This is a genomic window from Escherichia sp. MOD1-EC5433, assembly GCF_002966005.1.
Lineage (GTDB): Bacteria > Pseudomonadota > Gammaproteobacteria > Enterobacterales > Enterobacteriaceae > Escherichia > Escherichia ruysiae.
Genome location: NZ_PTRL01000006.1, coordinates 97,114 through 118,202, shown reverse-complemented (window position 1 = coordinate 118,202; position 21,089 = coordinate 97,114). Strand labels below are relative to the sequence as shown.

Annotated in this window: 19 protein-coding genes; 11 read left to right on the top strand and 8 right to left on the bottom strand. The window is 51.6% G+C overall.

What is annotated here, in order from left to right:
• Positions 1-53 precede the first annotated feature (53 nt).
• From lpxC to mutT, 4 genes are all read left to right on the top strand, one after another.
• Entirely contained in the window at positions 54-971 is a 918-nt protein-coding gene (gene lpxC / locus C3D30_RS13805; RefSeq protein ID WP_000595482.1) for a UDP-3-O-acyl-N-acetylglucosamine deacetylase, read from the top strand.
• Positions 972-1,201: 230 nt separating this feature from the next.
• Positions 1,202-1,714 (top strand): secA translation cis-regulator SecM, encoded by a 513-nt coding sequence (secM, locus tag C3D30_RS13800; RefSeq protein WP_000014328.1) that lies wholly within the window; start codon positions 1,202-1,204, stop codon positions 1,712-1,714.
• 61 nt (positions 1,715-1,775) lie between these two features.
• Positions 1,776-4,481 (top strand): preprotein translocase subunit SecA, encoded by a 2,706-nt coding sequence (gene secA, locus C3D30_RS13795; RefSeq protein WP_105286999.1) that lies wholly within the window; start codon positions 1,776-1,778, stop codon positions 4,479-4,481.
• Positions 4,482-4,540: 59 nt separating this feature from the next.
• Positions 4,541-4,930, top strand: a complete 390-nt coding sequence (gene mutT, locus C3D30_RS13790) for an 8-oxo-dGTP diphosphatase MutT (protein ID WP_105286998.1) — start codon at positions 4,541-4,543, stop codon at positions 4,928-4,930.
• Between the two features lie 98 nt (positions 4,931-5,028).
• Here mutT and yacG read toward each other — a convergent pair whose 3' ends face one another.
• Genes yacG through coaE form a run of 3 tightly spaced genes read right to left on the bottom strand, consistent with a single transcriptional unit; the run spans position 5,029 to position 6,599 of the window.
• Positions 5,029-5,226, bottom strand: coding sequence for a DNA gyrase inhibitor YacG (gene yacG, locus C3D30_RS13785; RefSeq protein WP_000005033.1), 198 nt, complete (start codon positions 5,224-5,226; stop codon positions 5,029-5,031).
• 9 nt (positions 5,227-5,235) lie between these two features.
• Complete coding sequence (zapD, locus tag C3D30_RS13780; protein WP_001194741.1) at positions 5,236-5,979, bottom strand: cell division protein ZapD; 744 nt, start codon at positions 5,977-5,979, stop codon at positions 5,236-5,238.
• Complete coding sequence (gene coaE, locus C3D30_RS13775) at positions 5,979-6,599, bottom strand: dephospho-CoA kinase (protein ID WP_001269534.1); 621 nt, start codon at positions 6,597-6,599, stop codon at positions 5,979-5,981. The genes zapD and coaE overlap by 1 nt, the downstream gene beginning before the upstream one ends.
• Positions 6,600-6,623: 24 nt before the next feature.
• Between coaE and C3D30_RS20495 the strand changes: the two genes are divergently transcribed.
• Together C3D30_RS20495 and guaC are read left to right on the top strand one after the other, a co-directional pair.
• Complete coding sequence (locus tag C3D30_RS20495) at positions 6,624-6,668, top strand: hypothetical protein (RefSeq protein ID WP_176241868.1); 45 nt, start codon at positions 6,624-6,626, stop codon at positions 6,666-6,668.
• A gap of 155 nt (positions 6,669-6,823) precedes the next feature.
• Positions 6,824-7,867 (top strand): GMP reductase, encoded by a 1,044-nt coding sequence (guaC, locus tag C3D30_RS13770; RefSeq protein WP_001217350.1) that lies wholly within the window; start codon positions 6,824-6,826, stop codon positions 7,865-7,867.
• Between the two features lie 34 nt (positions 7,868-7,901).
• Here the strand turns inward: guaC and hofC are convergent, their stop codons facing one another.
• The 4 genes from hofC to nadC form a co-directional block, all read right to left on the bottom strand.
• Positions 7,902-9,104 carry a protein transport protein HofC gene (gene hofC, locus C3D30_RS13765; protein ID WP_105286997.1) on the bottom strand — a complete coding sequence of 401 codons (1,203 nt, stop codon included), beginning with the start codon at positions 9,102-9,104 and terminating at the stop codon, positions 7,902-7,904.
• Entirely contained in the window at positions 9,094-10,479 is a 1,386-nt protein-coding gene (gene gspE, locus C3D30_RS13760) for a type II secretion system protein GspE (RefSeq protein WP_105286996.1), read from the bottom strand. Before gspE ends, hofC begins: the two co-directional genes overlap by 11 nt.
• A 9-nt stretch (positions 10,480-10,488) precedes the next feature.
• Positions 10,489-10,929, bottom strand: a complete 441-nt coding sequence (ppdD, locus tag C3D30_RS13755; RefSeq protein WP_000360898.1) for a prepilin peptidase-dependent pilin — start codon at positions 10,927-10,929, stop codon at positions 10,489-10,491.
• A 202-nt stretch (positions 10,930-11,131) separates the two neighbouring features.
• Positions 11,132-12,025 carry a carboxylating nicotinate-nucleotide diphosphorylase gene (gene nadC / locus C3D30_RS13745; protein ID WP_105286995.1) on the bottom strand — a complete coding sequence of 298 codons (894 nt, stop codon included), beginning with the start codon at positions 12,023-12,025 and terminating at the stop codon, positions 11,132-11,134.
• An 87-nt stretch (positions 12,026-12,112) separates the two neighbouring features.
• Between nadC and ampD the strand changes: the two genes are divergently transcribed.
• On the top strand, positions 12,113-12,664 hold the full coding sequence (gene ampD / locus C3D30_RS13740) for a 1,6-anhydro-N-acetylmuramyl-L-alanine amidase AmpD (protein ID WP_000923717.1): 552 nt from the start codon (positions 12,113-12,115) through the stop codon (positions 12,662-12,664).
• The gene (ampE, locus tag C3D30_RS13735) at positions 12,661-13,515 is read left to right on the top strand and encodes a beta-lactamase regulator AmpE (protein WP_105286994.1); all 855 of its coding nucleotides are present in this window, start codon (positions 12,661-12,663) and stop codon (positions 13,513-13,515) included. Before ampD ends, ampE begins: the two co-directional genes overlap by 4 nt.
• 42 nt (positions 13,516-13,557) lie before the next feature.
• Here the strand turns inward: ampE and aroP are convergent, their stop codons facing one another.
• Entirely contained in the window at positions 13,558-14,931 is a 1,374-nt protein-coding gene (gene aroP, locus C3D30_RS13730; protein ID WP_077630333.1) for an aromatic amino acid transporter AroP, read from the bottom strand.
• Positions 14,932-15,471: 540 nt separating this feature from the next.
• Here aroP and pdhR point away from each other — a divergent pair.
• From pdhR to aceF, 3 genes are all read left to right on the top strand, one after another.
• Complete coding sequence (gene pdhR, locus C3D30_RS13725) at positions 15,472-16,236, top strand: pyruvate dehydrogenase complex transcriptional repressor PdhR (RefSeq protein WP_000331776.1); 765 nt, start codon at positions 15,472-15,474, stop codon at positions 16,234-16,236.
• Between the two features lie 160 nt (positions 16,237-16,396).
• Entirely contained in the window at positions 16,397-19,060 is a 2,664-nt protein-coding gene (gene aceE / locus C3D30_RS13715) for a pyruvate dehydrogenase (acetyl-transferring), homodimeric type (RefSeq protein WP_000003836.1), read from the top strand.
• A 14-nt stretch (positions 19,061-19,074) separates the two neighbouring features.
• A complete protein-coding gene (aceF, locus tag C3D30_RS13710; protein ID WP_105286993.1) occupies positions 19,075-20,973 on the top strand; it encodes a pyruvate dehydrogenase complex dihydrolipoyllysine-residue acetyltransferase in 1,899 nt (632 codons plus the stop codon).
• The last annotated feature ends 116 nt before the right edge of the window (positions 20,974-21,089 follow it).

The following is a 21,089-nucleotide window of genomic DNA, read 5'->3' as shown; positions in this document are numbered from 1 at the left end:
TGCCGAATGTATAGTACACTTCGGTTGGATAGGTAATTTGGCGAGATAATACGATGATCAAACAAAGGACACTTAAACGTATCGTTCAGGCGACGGGTGTCGGTTTACATACCGGCAAGAAAGTCACTCTGACGTTACGCCCTGCGCCGGCCAACACCGGGGTCATCTATCGTCGCACCGACTTGAATCCACCGGTAGATTTTCCGGCCGATGCCAAATCTGTGCGTGATACCATGCTCTGTACGTGTCTGGTCAACGAGCATGATGTACGGATTTCAACCGTTGAGCACCTGAATGCTGCGCTTGCGGGCTTAGGCATCGATAACATCGTTATCGAAGTTAACGCACCGGAAATCCCGATCATGGACGGTAGTGCCGCTCCGTTTGTTTACCTGCTGCTTGATGCTGGTATCGACGAGCTGAACTGCGCCAAGAAATTTGTTCGCATCAAAGAGACTGTTCGTGTCGAAGATGGCGATAAGTGGGCTGAATTTAAGCCGTACAATGGTTTTTCGCTGGATTTCACCATCGATTTCAACCATCCGGCTATCGATTCCAGCAATCAACGTTATGCGATGAACTTCTCTGCTGATGCATTTATGCGCCAGATCAGCCGTGCGCGTACGTTCGGTTTCATGCGTGATATCGAATACCTGCAGTCTCGAGGTTTGTGCCTGGGCGGCAGTTTCGATTGTGCCATCGTTGTTGACGATTATCGCGTACTGAACGAGGACGGTCTGCGTTTTGAAGACGAATTTGTGCGTCACAAAATGCTCGACGCGATCGGTGACTTGTTCATGTGCGGTCACAACATTATTGGTGCATTTACCGCTTATAAATCCGGTCATGCACTGAATAACAAATTGTTGCAGGCTGTCCTGGCAAAACAGGAAGCCTGGGAATATGTGACCTTCCAGGACGACGCAGAACTGCCGTTGGCCTTCAAAGCGCCTTCAGCAGTACTGGCATAACGACATTTATACTGTCGTATAAAATTCGACTGGCAAATCTGGCACTCTCTCCGGCCAGGTGAACCAGTCGTTTTTTTTTGAATTTTATAAGAGCGATAAGAAACGGTGCGAACGCTGTTTTCTTAAGCACTTTTACGCACAACTCATCTTCATTCCTGCTGTGGACTTCGGGCTTTAATGATAAGATTTGTGCGCTAAATACGTTTGAATACGATCGGGATGGCAATAACGTGAGTGGAATACTGACGCGCTGGCGACAGTTTGGTAAACGCTACTTCTGGCCGCATCTCTTATTAGGGATGGTCGCGGCGAGTTTAGGTTTGCCTGCGCTCAGCAATGCCGCCGAGCCGAACGCGCCTGCAAAAGCGACAACTCGCAACCACGAGCCTTCCGCCAAAGTTAACTTTAGTCAGTTGGCATTGCTGGAAGCGAACACGCGTCGCCCGAACTCAAACTATTCCGTTGATTACTGGCATCAGCACGCAATTCGCACGGTAATCCGTCATCTTTCCTTCGCAATGGCGCCGCAAACGCTGCCCGTTGCCGAAGAATCTTTGCCTCTTCAGGCGCAACATCTTGCTTTACTGGATACGCTCAGCGCGCTGCTGACTCAGGAAGGCACGCCGTCTGAAAATGATTATCGCATTGATTATGCGCATTTTACCCCGCAAACAACATTTAGCACGCCCGTCTGGATAAGCCTGGCGCAAGGCATCCGTGCAGGCCCTCAACGCTTCAGCTAACAACAATAAACCTTTACTTCATTTTATTAACTCCGCAACGCGGGGCGTTTGAGATTTTATTATGCTAATCAAATTATTAACTAAAGTTTTCGGTAGTCGTAACGATCGTACCCTGCGCCGGATGCGCAAAGTCGTCAATGTCATCAATGCCATGGAACCGGAGATGGAAAAACTCTCCGACGAAGAGTTGAAGGGAAAAACCGCAGAGTTTCGCGCGCGCCTGGAAAAAGGCGAAGTGCTGGAAAATCTGATCCCGGAAGCCTTCGCAGTCGTGCGTGAAGCAAGTAAGCGCGTCTTTGGTATGCGTCACTTCGATGTACAGTTGCTCGGCGGTATGGTTCTTAATGAACGTTGCATCGCGGAAATGCGTACTGGTGAAGGTAAAACCCTGACCGCAACGCTGCCTGCTTACCTGAACGCACTAACCGGTAAAGGCGTGCATGTAGTTACCGTCAACGACTACCTGGCGCAACGTGACGCCGAAAACAACCGTCCGCTGTTTGAATTCCTTGGCCTGACTGTCGGTATCAACCTGCCGGGCATGCCAGCACCGGCAAAGCGCGAAGCTTACGCAGCTGACATCACTTACGGTACGAACAACGAATACGGCTTTGACTACCTGCGCGACAACATGGCGTTCAGCCCTGAAGAACGTGTACAGCGTAAACTGCACTATGCGCTGGTGGATGAAGTGGACTCCATCCTGATCGATGAAGCGCGTACACCGCTGATCATTTCCGGCCCGGCAGAAGACAGCTCGGAAATGTATAAACGCGTGAATAAAATTATTCCGCACCTGATCCGTCAGGAAAAAGAAGACTCCGAAACCTTCCAGGGCGAAGGCCACTTCTCGGTGGACGAAAAATCTCGCCAGGTGAACCTGACCGAACGTGGTCTGGTCTTGATTGAAGAACTGCTGGTGAAAGAAGGCATCATGGATGAAGGTGAGTCTCTGTACTCTCCGGCCAACATAATGCTGATGCACCACGTAACGGCGGCACTGCGCGCTCATGCGCTGTTTACCCGCGACGTCGACTACATCGTTAAAGATGGTGAAGTTATCATCGTTGACGAACACACCGGTCGTACCATGCAGGGCCGTCGCTGGTCCGATGGTCTGCACCAGGCTGTGGAAGCGAAAGAAGGTGTGCAGATCCAGAACGAAAACCAAACGCTGGCTTCGATCACCTTCCAGAACTACTTCCGTCTGTATGAAAAACTGGCGGGGATGACTGGTACTGCTGATACCGAAGCTTTCGAATTTAGCTCAATCTACAAGCTGGATACCGTCGTTGTTCCGACCAACCGTCCAATGATTCGTAAAGATTTGCCGGACCTGGTCTACATGACTGAAGCGGAAAAAATTCAGGCAATTATCGAAGATATCAAAGAACGTACTGCGAAAGGCCAGCCGGTGCTGGTGGGTACTATTTCCATTGAAAAATCGGAGCTGGTGTCAAACGAGCTGACTAAAGCCGGTATCAAACACAACGTCCTGAACGCCAAATTCCACGCCAACGAGGCGGCGATTGTTGCTCAGGCAGGTTATCCGGCAGCGGTGACTATCGCGACCAACATGGCGGGTCGTGGTACTGACATTGTGCTCGGTGGTAGCTGGCAGGCAGAAGTTGCCGCGCTGGAAAACCCGACCGCAGAGCAAATTGAGAAAATCAAAGCCGACTGGCAGGTGCGTCACGACGCAGTACTGGCGGCAGGTGGCCTGCATATCATCGGTACCGAGCGTCACGAATCCCGTCGTATCGATAACCAGTTGCGCGGTCGTTCTGGTCGTCAGGGGGATGCTGGTTCTTCCCGTTTCTACCTGTCGATGGAAGATGCGCTGATGCGTATTTTTGCTTCCGACCGAGTATCCGGAATGATGCGTAAACTGGGTATGAAGCCAGGCGAAGCCATTGAACACCCGTGGGTGACTAAAGCGATTGCCAACGCCCAGCGTAAAGTTGAAAGTCGTAACTTCGACATTCGTAAGCAACTGCTGGAATATGATGACGTGGCTAACGATCAGCGTCGCGCCATTTACTCCCAGCGTAACGAACTGCTGGATGTCAGCGATGTGAGCGAAACCATCAACAGCATTCGTGAAGATGTGTTCAAAGCCACCATTGATGCCTACATTCCGCCACAGTCGCTGGAAGAAATGTGGGATATTCCGGGGCTGCAGGAACGTCTGAAGAACGATTTCGACCTCGATTTACCAATTGCTGAGTGGCTGGATAAAGAACCCGAACTGCATGAAGAGACGCTGCGTGAGCGCATTCTGGCGCAGTCCATCGAAGTGTATCAGCGTAAAGAAGAAGTGGTTGGTGCTGAGATGATGCGTCACTTCGAGAAAGGCGTCATGCTGCAAACGCTTGACTCCCTGTGGAAAGAGCACCTGGCAGCGATGGACTATCTGCGTCAGGGTATCCACCTGCGTGGCTATGCACAGAAAGATCCGAAGCAGGAATACAAACGTGAATCGTTCTCCATGTTTGCAGCGATGCTGGAGTCGTTGAAATATGAAGTTATCAGTACGCTGAGCAAAGTTCAGGTACGTATGCCTGAAGAGGTTGAGGAGCTGGAACAACAGCGTCGTATGGAAACCGAGCGTTTAGCGCAAATGCAGCAGCTTAGCCATCAGGATGACGACTCTGCAGCCGCAGCTGCACTGGCGGCGCAAACCGGTGAACGCAAAGTAGGACGTAACGATCCTTGCCCGTGCGGTTCTGGTAAAAAATACAAGCAGTGCCATGGTCGCCTGCAATAAAAGCTAACAGTTGAAGTAAAAGGCGCAGGATTCTGCGCCTTTTTTATAGGTTTAAGACAATGAAAAAGTTGCAAATTGCGGTAGGTATTATTCGCAACGAGAACAATGAAATCTTTATAACGCGTCGCGCAGCAGATGCGCACATGGCGAATAAACTGGAGTTTCCCGGCGGTAAAATTGAAATGGGCGAAACGCCGGAACAGGCGGTGGTGCGTGAACTTCAGGAAGAAGTCGGGATTACCCCACAACATTTTTCGCTATTTGAAAAACTGGAATATGAATTCCCGGACAGGCATATCACTCTGTGGTTCTGGCTGGTCGAAGGTTGGGAAGGGGAGCCGTGGGGTAAAGAAGGGCAACCCGGTGAGTGGATGTCGCTAGTCGGTCTTAATGCCGATGATTTTCCTCCAGCCAATGAACCGGTAATTGCGAAGCTTAAGCGTCTGTAGGTCGGATAAGGCGTCACGCCGCATCCGACATTTGCACAAGATGCCTGATGCGACGCTGGCGCGTCTTATCAGGCCTACGTGCGGCATCAGACAAAATGTTACTGCTTTGGCTCTTCGCTCCAGTCATCACTCTCAGAAAGATCGCCGCTGCTGGGGATTCGTTTTTCTTCAGCAGCCCATTCTCCGAGGTCGATCAACTGACAACGTTTGCAACAAAATGGCCGAAACGGGCTGATTTCACCCCACACCACAGTTTTCCCGCAGGTTGGGCAATTCACCGTAATAGTTTCTGACATCGTAACTCCTTAGCAGCAAGCCAGTTCAAAATCCAGGCGCTCTGGCACCAGACCATTTTCACTGTCCAGCGGCATAAAACGAATCGCAAAACGGCTTTTATGACCGGAAATTTGCGGATAAAGCTGTGAATCAAGCGCCAGATTCAGCCGCAGCAGATCAGCGTCTTCGCCATTATCCTGATAAAAACCGTTCAGGCTGGTTTGTTTACGAAAAGGAGCCGACTGGCGAATCAGATCCAGCACCATGGTAAGTGCCTGGGTGAGCGGGTCCAGGCTGGCAATCCAGGTTTCTACCTGGCTGTCACGCTGTGACTGGGGTAAATGTAGCCAAATATGCAAAGTGGGCAAATCAAAGCTACAACAGCCGCCAGGTATGCTCAGACGCTGACGCACTAAGGCAATCAGCCTGTCTTCACGCAGAAATTGCCCGATACGCGGCGCAGAAATCAACACGCTACCCGCTGCTTTTAACTGCTGAATTAATGCTTCAATACGGCTCTGATCAACGCCTGGCACGCCAATCCAGGTCTGGAGTTTACGTTGCTGGCGGTCAAGCTCTTTCAATAGCTCAGTGCGCACTTCTCCGCGCTCGAAAACATCCAGCAATTCACTGACATTACGGAAGAAATGCAGAGCGCCAGCGTAGTCAACGATGGGTAAATTTACGGTGAGTTGTTGAATTAAAAACTCAATGCGCAGCCATGTACGCATTTTTTCATTTAGTGGATGTTCAAAAAGGACCTGGGTCTGCATTACGGTTTTTCCTGTGAGACAAACTGCGACGCAAGCTGCAAATAGTGTGCGTGCAGGCGGGCAACATCCGATGCAATAGCATCCGGTGCGCCGTTATTATCAATGACGTCATCTGCCACGGCAAGACGGGCTTCGCGCGTTGCCTGGGCAGCAAGAATTTGTTCGACATGCTCGCGAGTAACATCATCGCGCTGCATGGTACGCTTAAGTTGCGTTTCTGGGCTGACATCCACCACCAGCACACGATTCGCTTTTTTATACAGTGAGTTTTCTACCAGCAATGGCACAACCCACAGTATATAGGGGGAAGTTGCCTGCTGGATCTGACGTTGCGTCTCCTGCTGAATCAGCGGATGCAGCAGGGCGTTAAGCCAGTTTTTCTCTTCCGGGTTGGCGAAGATCCGCTCGCGCAAGACCCGGCGCTGCAATGAGCCATCAGCAGCAATCATGTCAGCGCCAAAGTGTTCAGCAATGGCACGTAGCGCAGGTGCACCTGGTTCAACCACCTGACGCGCAATAATATCGGCATCAATGACGTTAATTCCGAGGTCTGCAAACGCATTTGCAACGGTACTCTTGCCACTGCCAATGCCTCCCGTTAAGGCAACTATATACCTCATAATTTATATTCCCGGGAATTCATCATGATTATCAAAACGTTAAAAATGAGCGTACAAAAGCGAAATTGATGGAACGTTCGCTCATTATTTACCAGGTAAATTTATGGGATTGTAGCGTAAAAAAAGACAATTTCGCAGTCTTGCGCCACATCGATTAGTGCGTATGATAGCGTCACTGGAGTTGCGCTCTTATCCTTATAGCCATTAACCCCAGGAATCCGCACATGCGTATTGAAGAAGATCTGAAGTTAGGTTTTAAAGACGTCCTCATCCGTCCTAAACGTTCTACTCTTAAAAGTCGTTCCGATGTTGAACTGGAGCGTCAATTCACCTTCAAACATTCAGGTCAGAGCTGGTCCGGCGTGCCGATTATCGCCGCGAATATGGACACCGTAGGCACTTTTTCCATGGCCTCTGCGCTGGCTTCTTTTGATATTCTTACCGCTGTGCATAAACACTATTCTGTCGAAGAGTGGCAAGCGTTTATCAACAATTCTTCCGGTGATGTGCTGAAACATGTGATGGTTTCTACCGGCACGTCTGATGCGGATTTCGAAAAAACCAAACAAATTCTCGACCTGAACCCGGCATTAAACTTCGTTTGTATTGACGTGGCGAATGGTTATTCCGAACACTTCGTGCAGTTCGTTGCGAAAGCGCGTGAAGCGTGGCCGACCAAAACCATTTGTGCTGGCAACGTAGTGACTGGTGAAATGTGTGAGGAGCTTATCCTCTCCGGTGCCGATATCGTTAAAGTTGGTATTGGCCCAGGTTCTGTCTGTACAACTCGCGTCAAAACAGGCGTCGGTTATCCGCAACTTTCTGCGGTAATCGAATGTGCCGATGCTGCGCACGGTCTGGGCGGGATGATCGTCAGCGATGGTGGCTGCACCACACCGGGCGATGTCGCGAAAGCCTTTGGCGGCGGTGCTGATTTCGTGATGCTCGGCGGTATGCTGGCAGGCCACGAAGAGAGTGGTGGTCGCATTGTAGAAGAGAACGGCGAGAAATTTATGCTGTTCTACGGCATGAGCTCCGAGTCTGCGATGAAACGCCACGTTGGCGGCGTTGCGGAATATCGCGCTGCAGAAGGTAAAACCGTTAAGCTGCCGCTGCGTGGTCCGGTTGAAAATACCGCGCGTGATATTTTAGGCGGTCTGCGTTCAGCTTGTACATACGTTGGGGCTTCACGCCTGAAAGAGCTGACTAAGCGCACCACGTTTATCCGTGTGCAGGAACAAGAAAACCGTATCTTCAATAATCTGTAATCTCCCAATGCTGGCGTGGATCACCACGCCAGCGTTATCCCATCCCACTCATCGCATCGCCTAAATGGAAAATTGGCAGGTACATTGCCACCACTAGCGTACCGATAATTCCTCCTGTAATGACCAGCAACGCCGGTTCCAGTAAGGCTGCAAGATTATCTGCCAGCGCCAGCGTGTTATCCCGATGATGGTGGGCGAGATTCTCCAGCATGAGATCCAGCGAGCCGGATGCCTCTCCTGTTCTCACTAATTGCAAACAGAGTGGGCTAAACTCACCGGCATTTTTTAGCGCCAGCCAGATGGGCTGACCGTTACTGATATCGTGCTGGATTTGTGTCAGAAGTTGCGTCCAGTACGGGCAGCGCATTGTTTCTCTGACGCTCTCAACCCCTTGTAAAAAAGTAATTCCTGCACTTTGTGTCAGCGCCAGAATCGTAAAAATCTGCGTGAGTTTTTGTCCCCGCATCAGGGAACCCATAATTGGGATGCGTAACAGCAATTTCTGTCGCACGATAAGCCAGGTCGGACGGCGCATCAGCAACTTATTGGCTATCGCCAGCAGAAAGCCGAACAACACCAGCAACCAGCCCCATTCACTACTAAAGTCTGCCAGCGTCATGATCCCCTGCGTTAGCGCCGGTAGTGGGGTATTAAAGGTCTTATAGATAGCGGCAAACTCCGGCAGAACAAAATGCAGCATTGCCATAACCACCATGATTGCCATCGCTAAAATGATGATGGGATAACGCAACGCTGATTTCACTTTGTCGGTCAACTGACGTTGGGCTTTTTGCTGGCGCGCCAGTTCAAAGCAGCATTCATCCAGCTTACCGGTCAGTTCACCCGTGCGGATCATCGCCTGATAGAGCGGTGGGAAAACCTCTGACCAGGGTAATAAGGCATTGGAAAAGGCAACGCCCTGTTCGAGATCGTGCGCCAGCGATTGCAGCAATACTTGCCATTGCTTACAGGGATGCTGTTCCGCCAGCAGCGCCAGCCCTTCAGAAAGGGTTAAGCCGGCTTTGAGTAGCGTCGCCAGTTGATGAATGACTTCCGCGCTTTTATCTCCTCGCCACTGTGCAGGATTGATGGCGATTCGCTTCAGACGCAGTGGGGTAACCGTCTGTTGCTGTAGCGCAAAAATCAACAAAGTACGGCTTTCTGCCCATAGCATCCCATCTTGCATATTGCCGTCGCCGGTTATGCCATGCCAGCGCCAGAGTTGCTTACTCGCCATGCGGCATCCCCAATACGCGGATTAACTCTTCAAAGGTGGTTAAGCCTTGCTCCACGGCCAGGCAGCCGTTTTCAAAAAGCGTGCGCATTCCCGCCTGTCGGGCGTGCGTTTCCAGCGATTCAACGTCGGTATTAGCGGAAATAATCTGACGTATGACCGGTGTTATAGGCAGAACTTCAAACAAGGCCGTGCGACCATAAAAACCGTGGTAGCAGTGTCTACAACCGGGTGCTTGCCAGCGGGGCAGCGGCGATGTCCATACATTGTCGGGAATATGGATGGGTTCCCCTTGCTGCAGGCGACAATGCGGGCAAAGTTTGCGTACCAGCCGCTGGGCTATCACCAGCGTGAGCGCCGATGAAAGCATCCAGCGAGCAACGCCCATTTGCTGTAAACGCACCAGCGTTTCGCAGGTGGAATTAGTGTGTAGCGTGGACAATACCAGATGACCCGTTTGCGCGGCTTTAATGGCGATTTCTGCCGTTTCGCCATCGCGGATCTCTCCGATCATGATGACATCGGGATCCTGGCGTAATAACGCGCGCAAAACGCCCTGAAAGGTAAGACCGGCACGTGGATGGATTTGCGTCTGGTTTAGCCCGGCGATGGGGATCTCAACCGGATCTTCGACGCTACAAATATTAATATCAGCGGTATTCAGCGTTTGCAGGGCGCTATAAAGCGTGACGGTTTTTCCGCTTCCGGTTGGCCCAGTTACCAGCACCAGTCCTTGTGGTTGCTGTAGGGCATGAGCAAAGTCCGCCAGTTGTAACGGCTGCATTCCCAGCGTGTTGACATCCAGCGCCTGGTTTACCTGCTGTAACAACCGTAATACCACCTTTTCACCGCCCCGACATGGCAAGGTTGCAATACGAAATGAGACGGCGTTCCCTGCCAGTTCGACAGTGAATTGCCCGTCCTGCGGCAGGCGATGTTCCGCAATATCCAGGCTTCCCAGCACTTTTAATCTGGCGGTTAATGCGGCTCCGGCATCCCGTGGAACATCTGGTAAAGGATGCAGCACGCCGTCGATACGCAAGCGGATACGGTAGGCGCTGTTCGCTGGTTCGATATGAATATCAGACGCGCGTTGTTCCAGCGCAGATTGTAACGTTTGGGTCAGCAACTCTGCCTTGAGCTGATGTTTCTCCTGAACGGTTACGGGCAACGTTTGTTGTGAGCGGCTGGCATGGCCTTCCATTTGCTGGCGCGTCCAGCAGGTGATCTCAATGCGTTTAGTGGTGGCAAAATGTAAGGCATCGAGGAATTCATGCGAAGGCGCATCGACTACCGCAACATGAACCACCTCTTCGCTGGCATCCAGCAAGACTCCCTGATAACGCAGACACAGGGCGGTGAGCTGTGAAATATTCATTGCCGCTCCTTAGTTGGCGTCATCAAAGCGGAAGACATCTTCGCAGGCTTGCTGCAATGCGCTGTCACTTTGAATATTGCAGTTGCGCGTCCAGCCGGTGACGCCGTTTGCGTTATCCCAACCCGGTGTCATGATGACGTTTAAACCATTAAGACTTTCTTGCCCGGTCAGCGACACCACGCCCTTCGCCACGCTCATGGCAGAGACATAGCGAGTGGTGGTGGGCGAGGGGATACCATTGCTACCGCCGTCACAGGTGTCTAATCCACCATGTTCCAGCGCGCACAATTCTACGGCAGTACGGTAAGGCACAAAGGTTTGTAGCATGTCGGTGAGTGCTGCTTTGCGCAGGTAGTTCTGATAAGCGGGAATGCCGATGGCGCTTAAAATGGCAATGATGCCAATAACCACCATCAGTTCGATAAGTGTAAAACCGCGTTGCTTGTCCATCTGTTTCGCTCCTTGATTTCGTTGGCGCTACTTTGGCAAACGCCATCGGTACAGGCGAGGGGCAAAAAACGAAACGGGAAGGTGGCTTCCGGGGTTTTTTATTACGTTGCAGCGAAAGACAAGAAATTTGCGAGGCGTTACGAAGAAAGTTGGGGAAGGGAAGATTATCCGCCCGCTACGGAGCGGATAAATCTGTCAGGAATTAGCGAAAACGCATTGAGAGATCGAGTGCCTGTACGTGTTTAGTTAGTGCACCGACGGAGATAAAGTCCACGCCCGTTTCGGCAAATTCGCGCAGTGTTTTGTCGGTGACGTTGCCAGACACTTCCAGTAGCGCCTTGCCGTTGGTGCGTTTGACGGCTTCGCGCATCTGTTCTGTTTCGAAGTTATCCAGCATGATGATATCGGCACCTGCTTTCAGGGCTTCATCAAGTTCTTCCAGATTTTCTACTTCGATTTCTACTGGCGCATCAGGGTGCAGCCAGGACGCTTTTTCGACCGCCTGACGCACTGAGCCGGAGGCAATAATATGGTTTTCTTTGATCAGGAAGGCGTCAGAAAGCCCCAGACGGTGATTCGCTCCGCCGCCGCAAAGTACCGCGTATTTCAGAGCCGAACGCAGACCCGGCAAGGTTTTGCGCGTATCCAACAACTGCGTGTTGGTGCCTTCCAGTAATTCGACATAGTGGCGAACCTTACTGGCAACCCCGGAAAGAGTTTGCACAAAATTGAGCGCCGTGCGTTCGCCCGTTAACAGCACGCGGGATGGGCCTTCAAGTTCGAACAAGGGTTGATTGGCGTGGATGAGTTCGCCGTCATCCACATGCCAGATAATGGTGACATCGTCGCCTGCCAGTTGAATAAACACCTCTTCAACCCAGCGTTTGCCGCAAAATACGCCATTTTCGCGGGTGATCACCGTGGCATGAGAGCGAGAATTTTCCGGTAAAAGTTTTGCCGTAATGTCGTTGTTGGCATCAACTGTTCCGCCTAAATCTTCTCGCAGCGCCTGAGCCACCGCGCCGGGGATATCGAGATTAATGCGTTCCAGCAGCTCGTCACGTCGGGTGTCAGGGTTATAGCGGCGAGGCGGCATGTTAAAACTCCAGATAGCTAACGAATCATAAGGTAGAAACATGCTACTCTGAACCGGGTATTAGCACCACATATAAGGAGATCCTGCATGTTGTTAGAACAGGGGTGGCTGGTCGGCGCGCGCCGCGTTCCCTCACCACATTACGATTGCCGCCCGGATGACGAAACACCCACCCTGCTGGTGGTGCACAATATTAGCCTGCCGCCAGGTGAGTTTGGCGGTCCGTGGATTGATGCATTATTCACCGGAACTATTGATCCGCAGGCACATCCCTTCTTTGCTGAGATCGCCCATTTGCGCGTTTCCGCCCACTGTTTGATTCGCCGTGATGGTGAAATTGTCCAGTATGTTCCTTTCGATAAACGCGCCTGGCACGCGGGGATATCTCAGTATCAAGGTCGCGAACGCTGTAATGATTTTTCTATTGGGATTGAGCTGGAAGGCACCGACACGCTGGCTTATACCGATGCGCAGTATCAGCAACTGGCGGCGGTTACGCGGGCGCTGATTCATCGCTATCCAGATATCGCTAATAATATGACGGGGCATTGCGATATTGCGCCGGATCGTAAAACCGATCCTGGTCCTGCATTTGATTGGGCACGGTTTCGTGCGCTGGTCAGCAAGGAGACAACATGACGCTATTCACAACCTTACTGGTGTTAATTTTTGAGCGCCTGTTTAAGTTGGGCGAGCACTGGCAGCTTGATCACCGTCTTGAAGCGTTCTTTCGGCGGGTGAAACATTTTTCGCTGGGGCGCACGTTAGGTATGACCATTATTGCTATGGGGGTGACTTTTTTGCTGTTGCGCGCGTTGCATGGGTTATTGTTCAACGTCCCGACGCTGCTGGTATGGCTGTTGCTTGGTTTACTGTGTATTGGCGCGGGTAAAGTGCGTCTCCATTATCATGCATATCTGACAGCCGCTTCACGTAACGATAGCCATGCCCGTTCCACAATGGCTGGCGAATTAACCATGATTCATGGTGTTCCTGCAGGTTGTGATGAACGTGAGTTCTTGCGCGAACTGCAAAATGCACTGCTGTGGATCAATTTCCGTTTTTACCTGGCGCCGCTGTTCTGGTTGATTGTAGGGGGAACCTGGGGGCCAGTTACGCTGATGGGTTATGCGTTTTTGCGTGCATGGCAATACTGGCTGGCGCGTTACCAGACGCCGCATCATCGTTTACAGTCCGGCATTGATGCCGTGCTTCATGTGCTGGATTGGGTGCCGGTTCGCCTTGCGGGCGTGGTATATGCCTTGATCGGTCACGGTGAAAAAGCATTACCTGCCTGGTTTGCTTCGCTGGGTGATTTCCATACTTCGCAATATCAGGTGTTAACGCGTCTGGCGCAGTTCTCTCTGGCGCGTGAACCGCATATCGATAAGGTGGAGACGCCGAAAGCAGCGGTTTCAATGGCGAAGAAAACTTCGTTCGTGGTTGTGGTGGTGATTGCGCTACTGACGATTTACGGAGCGTTAGTGTAAAGATTGTAGCCCTCACCCAGCGCGGGTGAGGGCGTAGAGAAATTAATGCGCTTTTACGGCTTTTGCGGTTTTCTCTTTAAACAGATAGCCGATGCCTAACACGAGCAGCCATACCGGGATCAGGTAAACCGAAATCGCCATTCCCGGCGTCATCAGCATAATTACCAGTACCGCCGCCATAAACAGCAGGCAGATCCAGTTACCCAGCGGATAGAGCAGAGCAGGGAAACGGGTAGCCACACCTTGTGCTTGTTTGGCGCGACGGAATTTCATATGCGCAAGGCTAATCATCGCCCAGTTGATCACTAGTGCAGATACCACCAGCGCCATTAACAGTCCGAATGCGGACTCTGGGGCAAGGTAGTTAATCAGTACGCACAATGCCGTAACCAACGCAGAGACCAGAATGGTGTTTACCGGTACGCCGCGTTTATCGACGGAAGCGAGCATTTTCGGTGCGTTCCCCTGTTGTGCCAGACCGAACAACATACGGCTGTTGCAGTAGACGCAACTGTTGTAAACCGAAAGCGCCGCCGTCAACACCACGATATTCAGGGCGTTAGCGACAAAAGTATCGCCCAACTCGTGGAAGATCAGCACAAACGGACTGGTATCGGCGGTAACGCGCGTCCACGGCATCAGGGAGAGCAGAACGGCTAAGGAACCAATGTAGAAAATCAGGATGCGGTAGATAACCTGGTTAGTCGCTTTGGGAATACTTTGCTCCGGGTTATCTGCTTCTGCTGCGGTGATGCCTACCAGTTCCAGACCGCCGAACGAGAACATGATAATCGCCATCATCATCACCAGCCCGGTGAAGCCGTGCGGCAGGAAGCCACCTTGATCCCACAGGTTGCTAACGCTCGCCTGCGGGCCACCGTTGCCGCTGAACAGCAGCCAGCCACCGAAGATGATCATCGCCACCACCGCGATAACTTTGATAATGGCAAACCAGAACTCCATCTCGCCAAACACTTTAACGTTGGTCAGGTTGATGGCATTGATCACCACAAAGAATACGGCGGCCGAAGCCCAGGTGGGGATTTCCGGATACCAGAACTGAATGTATTTGCCGACGGCAGTAAGCTCTGCCATGGCAACTAAAACGTACAGTACCCAGTAGTTCCAGCCAGAGGCGAAACCAGCAAAACTGCCCCAGTATTTATAAGCAAAGTGGCTGAAGGAGCCTGCTACCGGTTCTTCGACCACCATTTCACCTAACTGACGCATGATCAGAAAGGCGATAAAACCGGCAATAGCGTAACCCAGGATAATCCCTGGCCCTGCGGACTGTATTACGGAGGCGCTTCCCAGGAATAGTCCTGTCCCTATCGCGCCACCCAGCGCGATAAGCTGGATATGGCGGTTTTTAAGGCCGCGCTTTAGCTGCTCGCCGTGCTGTTGACCTTCCATCATGAAACCTCGTGCGGTGATTGTTTTTTTGATCTACGCAGTGATGCGTGTGTAAGTTTGCAATTCCGTTTGTTGTATTAATTTGTTTACATCAAAAACGTTTGAATTGTTACAAAGGGACTTCCGTCAGATCAAGAATAATGGTATGCGCCAGTGAATGCACTCGCTTTATGCCAGGTTGAAGATGAGTTGCCTAAAAAGAAATCGTTTGTAAAGGAAAGCCCCGAAACACCCCATCGCAATAAATGAATATAAATTCATTTTAATGGCATTAAAAATCGAAAAATTGGTAAGTGAATCGGTTCAATTTGGATTTTTATAGTTTAATAAACGTTAAAAAAACCATTGCTCACGTAAAGTCTACATTTGTGCATAGTTACAACTTTGAAACGTCATATGTGTCAAGTTGTTAAAATGTGCACAGTTTCATGATTTCAATCAAAACCTGTATGGACATAAGGTGAATACTTTGTTACTTTAGCGTCACAGACATGAAATTGGTAAGACCAATTGACTTCGGCAAGTGGCTTAAGACAGGAACTCATGGCCTACAGCAAAATCCGCCAACCAAAACTCTCCGATGTGATTGAGCAGCAACTGGAGTTTTTGATCCTCGAAGGCACACTTCGTCCGGGCGAAAAACTCCCACCGGAACGCGAACTGGCGAAACAGTTCGACGTCTCCCGTCCCTCCTTGCGTGAGGCGATTCAACGTCTCGAAGCGAAGGGCTTGTTGCTTCGTCGCCAGGGTGGCGGCACTTTTGTCCAGAGCAGCCTCTGGCAAAGTTTCAGCGATCCGCTGGTGGAGCTGCTCTCCGACCATCCTGAATCACAGTATGACTTGCTCGAAACACGACACGCCCTGGAAGGTATCGCCGCTTATTACGCCGCGCTGCGTAGTACCGATGAAGACAAGGAACGCATCCGTGAACTCCATCACGCCATAGAGCTGGCGCAGCAGTCTGGCGATCTGGACGCGGAATCAAATGCCGTACTCCAGTATCAGATTGCCGTCACCGAAGCGGCCCACAATGTGGTTTTGCTTCATCTGCTAAGGTGTATGGAGCCGATGTTGGCTCAGAATGTCCGTCAGAACTTCGAATTGCTCTATTCGCGTCGCGAGATGCTGCCGCTGGTGAGTAGTCACCGCACCCGCATATTCGAAGCGATTATGGCCGGTAAGCCGGAAGAAGCGCGCGAAGCATCACATCGCCATCTGGCCTTTATCGAAGAAATTTTGCTCGACAGAAGCCGTGAAGAGAGTCGCCGTGAGCGTTCTCTGCGCCGTCTGGAGCAACGAAAGAATTAGTGATTTTTCTGGTGAAAATTAGCCAGAAGATGTTGTAAATCAAGCGCATATAAAAGCGCGGCAACTAAACGTAGAACCTGTCTTATTGAGCTTTCCGGCGAGAGTTCAATGGGACAGGTTCCAGAAAACTCAACGTTATTAGATAGATAAGGAATAACCCATGTCAGAACGTTTCCCAAATGACGTGGATCCGATCGAAACTCGCGACTGGCTCCAGGCGATCGAATCGGTCATCCGTGAAGAAGGTGTTGAGCGTGCTCAGTATCTGATCGACCAACTGCTTGCTGAAGCCCGCAAAGGCGGAGTCAACGTAGCCGCAGGCACCGGCGTCAGCAACTACATCAACACCATCCCCGTTGAAGAACAACCGGAGTATCCGGGTAATCTGGAACTGGAACGCCGTATTCGTTCAGCTATCCGCTGGAACGCCATCATGACGGTTCTGCGTGCATCCAAAAAAGATCTGGAACTGGGCGGCCACATGGCATCCTTCCAGTCTTCCGCAACCATTTATGATGTGTGCTTTAACCACTTCTTCCGTGCACGCAACGAGCAGGATGGCGGCGACCTGGTTTACTTCCAGGGTCACATCTCTCCGGGCGTTTACGCTCGTGCTTTCCTGGAAGGTCGTCTGACTCAGGAGCAGCTCGATAACTTCCGTCAGGAAGTTCACGGCAATGGCCTCTCTTCCTATCCGCACCCGAAACTGATGCCGGAATTCTGGCAGTTCCCGACCGTATCTATGGGTCTGGGACCGATTGGTGCTATTTACCAGGCTAAATTCCTGAAATATCTGGAACACCGTGGCCTGAAAGATACCTCTAAACAAACCGTTTACGCGTTCCTCGGCGACGGTGAAATGGACGAACCGGAATCCAAAGGTGCGATCACCATCGCTACCCGTGAAAAACTGGATAACCTGGTCTTCGTTATCAACTGTAACCTGCAGCGTCTTGACGGCCCGGTCACCGGTAACGGCAAGATCATCAACGAACTGGAAGGCATCTTCGAAGGTGCTGGCTGGAACGTGATCAAAGTGATGTGGGGTAGCCGTTGGGATGAACTGCTGCGTAAAGATACCAGCGGTAAACTGATCCAACTGATGAACGAAACCGTTGACGGCGACTACCAGACCTTCAAATCGAAAGATGGCGCGTACGTTCGTGAACACTTCTTCGGTAAATATCCTGAAACCGCAGCACTGGTTGCAGACTGGACTGACGAGCAGATCTGGGCACTGAACCGTGGTGGTCACGATCCGAAGAAAATCTACGCAGCATTCAAGAAAGCGCAGGAAACCAAAGGCAAAGCGACAGTAATCCTTGCTCATACCATTAAAGGTTACGGCATGGGCGACGCGGCTGAAGGTAAAAACATCGCGCACCAGGTTAAGAAAATGAACATGGACGGTGTGCGTCATATCCGCGACCGTTTCAATGTGCCGGTGTCTGATGCAGATATCGAAAAACTGCCGTACATCACCTTCCCGGAAGGTTCTGAAGAGCATACCTATCTGCACGCACAGCGTCAGAAACTGCACGGTTATCTGCCAAGCCGTCAGCCGAACTTCACCGAGAAGCTTGAGCTGCCGAGCCTGCAAGACTTCGGCGCGCTGCTGGAAGAGCAAAGCAAAGAGATCTCTACCACTATCGCTTTCGTTCGTGCCCTGAACGTGATGCTGAAGAACAAGTCGATCAAAGATCGTCTGGTACCGATCATCGCCGACGAAGCGCGTACTTTCGGTATGGAAGGTCTGTTCCGTCAGATTGGTATTTACAGCCCGAACGGTCAGCAGTACACCCCGCAGGACCGCGAGCAGGTTGCTTACTATAAAGAAGACGAGAAAGGTCAGATTCTGCAGGAAGGGATCAACGAGCTGGGCGCAGGTTGTTCCTGGCTGGCAGCGGCGACCTCTTACAGCACCAACAATCTGCCGATGATTCCGTTCTACATCTATTACTCGATGTTCGGCTTCCAGCGTATCGGCGACCTGTGCTGGGCGGCTGGCGACCAGCAAGCGCGTGGCTTCCTGATCGGCGGTACTTCCGGTCGTACTACCCTGAACGGTGAAGGTCTGCAGCACGAAGATGGTCACAGCCATATTCAGTCGCTGACTATCCCGAACTGTATCTCTTACGACCCGGCTTACGCTTACGAAGTTGCTGTCATCATGCATGACGGTCTGGAGCGTATGTACGGTGAAAAACAAGAGAACGTTTACTACTACATCACTACGCTGAACGAAAACTACCACATGCCGGCAATGCCGGAAGGTGCTGAGGAAGGTATCCGTAAAGGTATCTACAAACTCGAAACCATTGAAGGTAGCAAAGGTAAAGTTCAGCTGCTGGGTTCCGGTTCTATTCTGCGTCACGTCCGTGAAGCAGCACAGATCCTGGCGAAAGATTACGGCGTAGGTTCTGACGTATATAGCGTGACCTCCTTCACCGAACTGGCGCGTGATGGTCAGGATTGTGAACGCTGGAACATGCTGCACCCGCTGGAAACTCCGCGTGTTCCGTACATTGCTCAGGTGATGAACGACGCTCCGGCAGTGGCATCTACCGACTATATGAAACTGTTCGCTGAGCAGGTTCGTACTTACGTACCGGCTGACGACTACCGCGTCCTGGGTACTGATGGCTTCGGTCGTTCCGACAGCCGTGAGAACCTGCGTCACCACTTCGAAGTTGATGCTTCCTATGTAGTGGTTGCGGCGCTGGGCGAACTGGCTAAACGTGGCGAAATCGATAAGAAAGTGGTTGCTGACGCAATCGCCAAATTCAACATCGATGCAGAAAAAGTTAACCCGCGTCTGGCGTAAGAGGTAAAAGAATAATGGCTATCGAAATCAAAGTACCGGACATCGGGGCTGATGAAGTTGAAATCACCGAGATCCTGGTCAAAGTGGGCGACAAAGTTGAAGCCGAACAGTCGCTGATCACCGTAGAAGGCGACAAAGCCTCTATGGAAGTTCCGTCTCCGCAGGCAGGTATTGTTAAAGAGATCAAAGTCTCTGTTGGCGATAAAACCCAGACCGGTGCACTTATTATGATTTTCGATTCCGCCGACGGTGCAGCTGACGCTGCACCTGCTCAGGCAGAAGAGAAGAAAGAAGCAGCTCCGGCAGCAGCACCAGCGGCAGCGGCGGCAAAAGACGTTAACGTTCCGGATATCGGCAGCGACGAAGTCGAAGTGACCGAAATCCTGGTGAAAGTGGGCGATAAAGTTGAAGCTGAACAGTCGCTGATCACCGTAGAAGGCGACAAGGCTTCTATGGAAGTTCCGGCGCCGTTTGCGGGCACCGTGAAAGAGATCAAAGTGAATGTTGGCGACAAAGTGTCCACCGGCTCGCTGATCATGATCTTCGAAGTTGCGGGTGAAGCAGGTGCGGCAGCTCCGGCTCCGGCGGCTAAACAGGAAGCAGCTCCTGCAGCAGCACCAGCGCCAGCGGCTGGCGTGAAAGAAGTTAACGTTCCGGATATCGGCGGTGACGAAGTTGAAGTGACCGAAGTGATGGTGAAAGTGGGCGACAAAGTTGCCGCTGAACAGTCACTGATCACCGTAGAAGGCGACAAAGCCTCTATGGAAGTTCCGGCTCCGTTTGCAGGTGTTGTGAAGGAACTGAAAGTCAACGTTGGCGATAAAGTGAAAACTGGCTCGCTGATTATGATCTTCGAAGTTGAAGGCGCAGCGCCTGCGGCGGCTCCGGCGAAACAGGAAGCGGCAGCGCCGGCTCCGGCAGCAAAAGCTGAAGCTCCGGCAGCAGCACCGGCTGCGAAAGCCGAAGGCAAATCTGAATTTGCTGAAAACGACGCTTACGTTCACGCGACTCCGCTGATCCGTCGTCTGGCTCGCGAGTTTGGCGTTAACCTGGCGAAAGTGAAGGGCACAGGCCGTAAAGGTCGTATCCTGCGCGAAGACGTTCAGGCTTACGTGAAAGAAGCTATCAAACGTGCAGAAGCGGCTCCGGCGGCGACTGGCGGCGGTATCCCAGGCATGTTGCCGTGGCCGAAGGTGGACTTCAGCAAGTTTGGTGAAATCGAAGAAGTGGAACTGGGCCGTATCCAGAAAATCTCTGGCGCGAACCTGAGCCGTAACTGGGTGATGATCCCGCATGTTACTCACTTCGACAAAACCGATATCACCGAGCTGGAAGCGTTCCGTAAACAACAGAACGAAGAAGCAGCGAAACGTAAGCTGGATGTGAAGATAACCCCAGTTGTCTTCATCATGAAAGCCGTTGCTGCGGCACTTGAGCAGATGCCTCGCTTCAACAGTTCTCTGTCGGAAGACGGTCAGCGTCTGACCCTGAAGAAATACATCAACATCGGTGTGGCGGTGGATACCCCGAACGGTCTGGTTGTTCCGGTATTCAAAGACGTCAATAAGAAAGGCATCATCGAGCTGTCTCGCGAGCTGATGACCATTTCCAAGAAAGCGCGTGACGGTAAGCTGACTGCAAGCGAAATGCAGGGCGGTTGCTTCACCATCTCCAGCATTGGTGGCCTGGGTACTACCCACTTCGCGCCGATTGTGAACGCACCGGAAGTGGCTATCCTCGGCGTTTCCAAGTCCGCGATGGAGCCGGTGTGGAATGGTAAAGAGTTCGTGCCGCGTCTGATGCTGCCGATTTCTCTCTCCTTCGACCACCGCGTGATCGACGGTGCTGATGGTGCCCGTTTCATTACCATCATTAACAACACGCTGTCTGATATTCGCCGTCTGGTGATGTAAATAAAAGAGCCGGCCCAACGGCCGGCTTTTTTTCTGGTAATCTCATGAATGTATTGAGATTATTAGCGAATAGACAAATCGGTTGCCGTTTGTTGTTTAAAAATTGTTAACAATTT

Bases quoted from the DNA above. Each gene is read 5' to 3' on its own strand.
- lpxC (WP_000595482.1), top strand. From the start codon at position 54: ATGATCAAACAAAGGACACTTAAACGTATCGTTCAGGCGACGGGTGTC.
- secA (WP_105286999.1), top strand. From the start codon at position 1,776: ATGCTAATCAAATTATTAACTAAAGTTTTCGGTAGTCGTAACGATCGT.
- mutT (WP_105286998.1), top strand. From the start codon at position 4,541: ATGAAAAAGTTGCAAATTGCGGTAGGTATTATTCGCAACGAGAACAAT.
- yacG (WP_000005033.1), bottom strand. From the start codon at position 5,226: ATGTCAGAAACTATTACGGTGAATTGCCCAACCTGCGGGAAAACTGTG.
- zapD (WP_001194741.1), bottom strand. From the start codon at position 5,979: ATGCAGACCCAGGTCCTTTTTGAACATCCACTAAATGAAAAAATGCGT.
- coaE (WP_001269534.1), bottom strand. From the start codon at position 6,599: ATGAGGTATATAGTTGCCTTAACGGGAGGCATTGGCAGTGGCAAGAGT.
- guaC (WP_001217350.1), top strand. From the start codon at position 6,824: ATGCGTATTGAAGAAGATCTGAAGTTAGGTTTTAAAGACGTCCTCATC.
- hofC (WP_105286997.1), bottom strand. From the start codon at position 9,104: ATGGCGAGTAAGCAACTCTGGCGCTGGCATGGCATAACCGGCGACGGC.
- gspE (WP_105286996.1), bottom strand. From the start codon at position 10,479: ATGAATATTTCACAGCTCACCGCCCTGTGTCTGCGTTATCAGGGAGTC.
- ppdD (WP_000360898.1), bottom strand. From the start codon at position 10,929: ATGGACAAGCAACGCGGTTTTACACTTATCGAACTGATGGTGGTTATT.
- nadC (WP_105286995.1), bottom strand. From the start codon at position 12,025: ATGCCGCCTCGCCGCTATAACCCTGACACCCGACGTGACGAGCTGCTG.
- ampD (WP_000923717.1), top strand. From the start codon at position 12,113: ATGTTGTTAGAACAGGGGTGGCTGGTCGGCGCGCGCCGCGTTCCCTCA.
- ampE (WP_105286994.1), top strand. From the start codon at position 12,661: ATGACGCTATTCACAACCTTACTGGTGTTAATTTTTGAGCGCCTGTTT.
- aroP (WP_077630333.1), bottom strand. From the start codon at position 14,931: ATGATGGAAGGTCAACAGCACGGCGAGCAGCTAAAGCGCGGCCTTAAA.
- pdhR (WP_000331776.1), top strand. From the start codon at position 15,472: ATGGCCTACAGCAAAATCCGCCAACCAAAACTCTCCGATGTGATTGAG.
- aceE (WP_000003836.1), top strand. From the start codon at position 16,397: ATGTCAGAACGTTTCCCAAATGACGTGGATCCGATCGAAACTCGCGAC.
- aceF (WP_105286993.1), top strand. From the start codon at position 19,075: ATGGCTATCGAAATCAAAGTACCGGACATCGGGGCTGATGAAGTTGAA.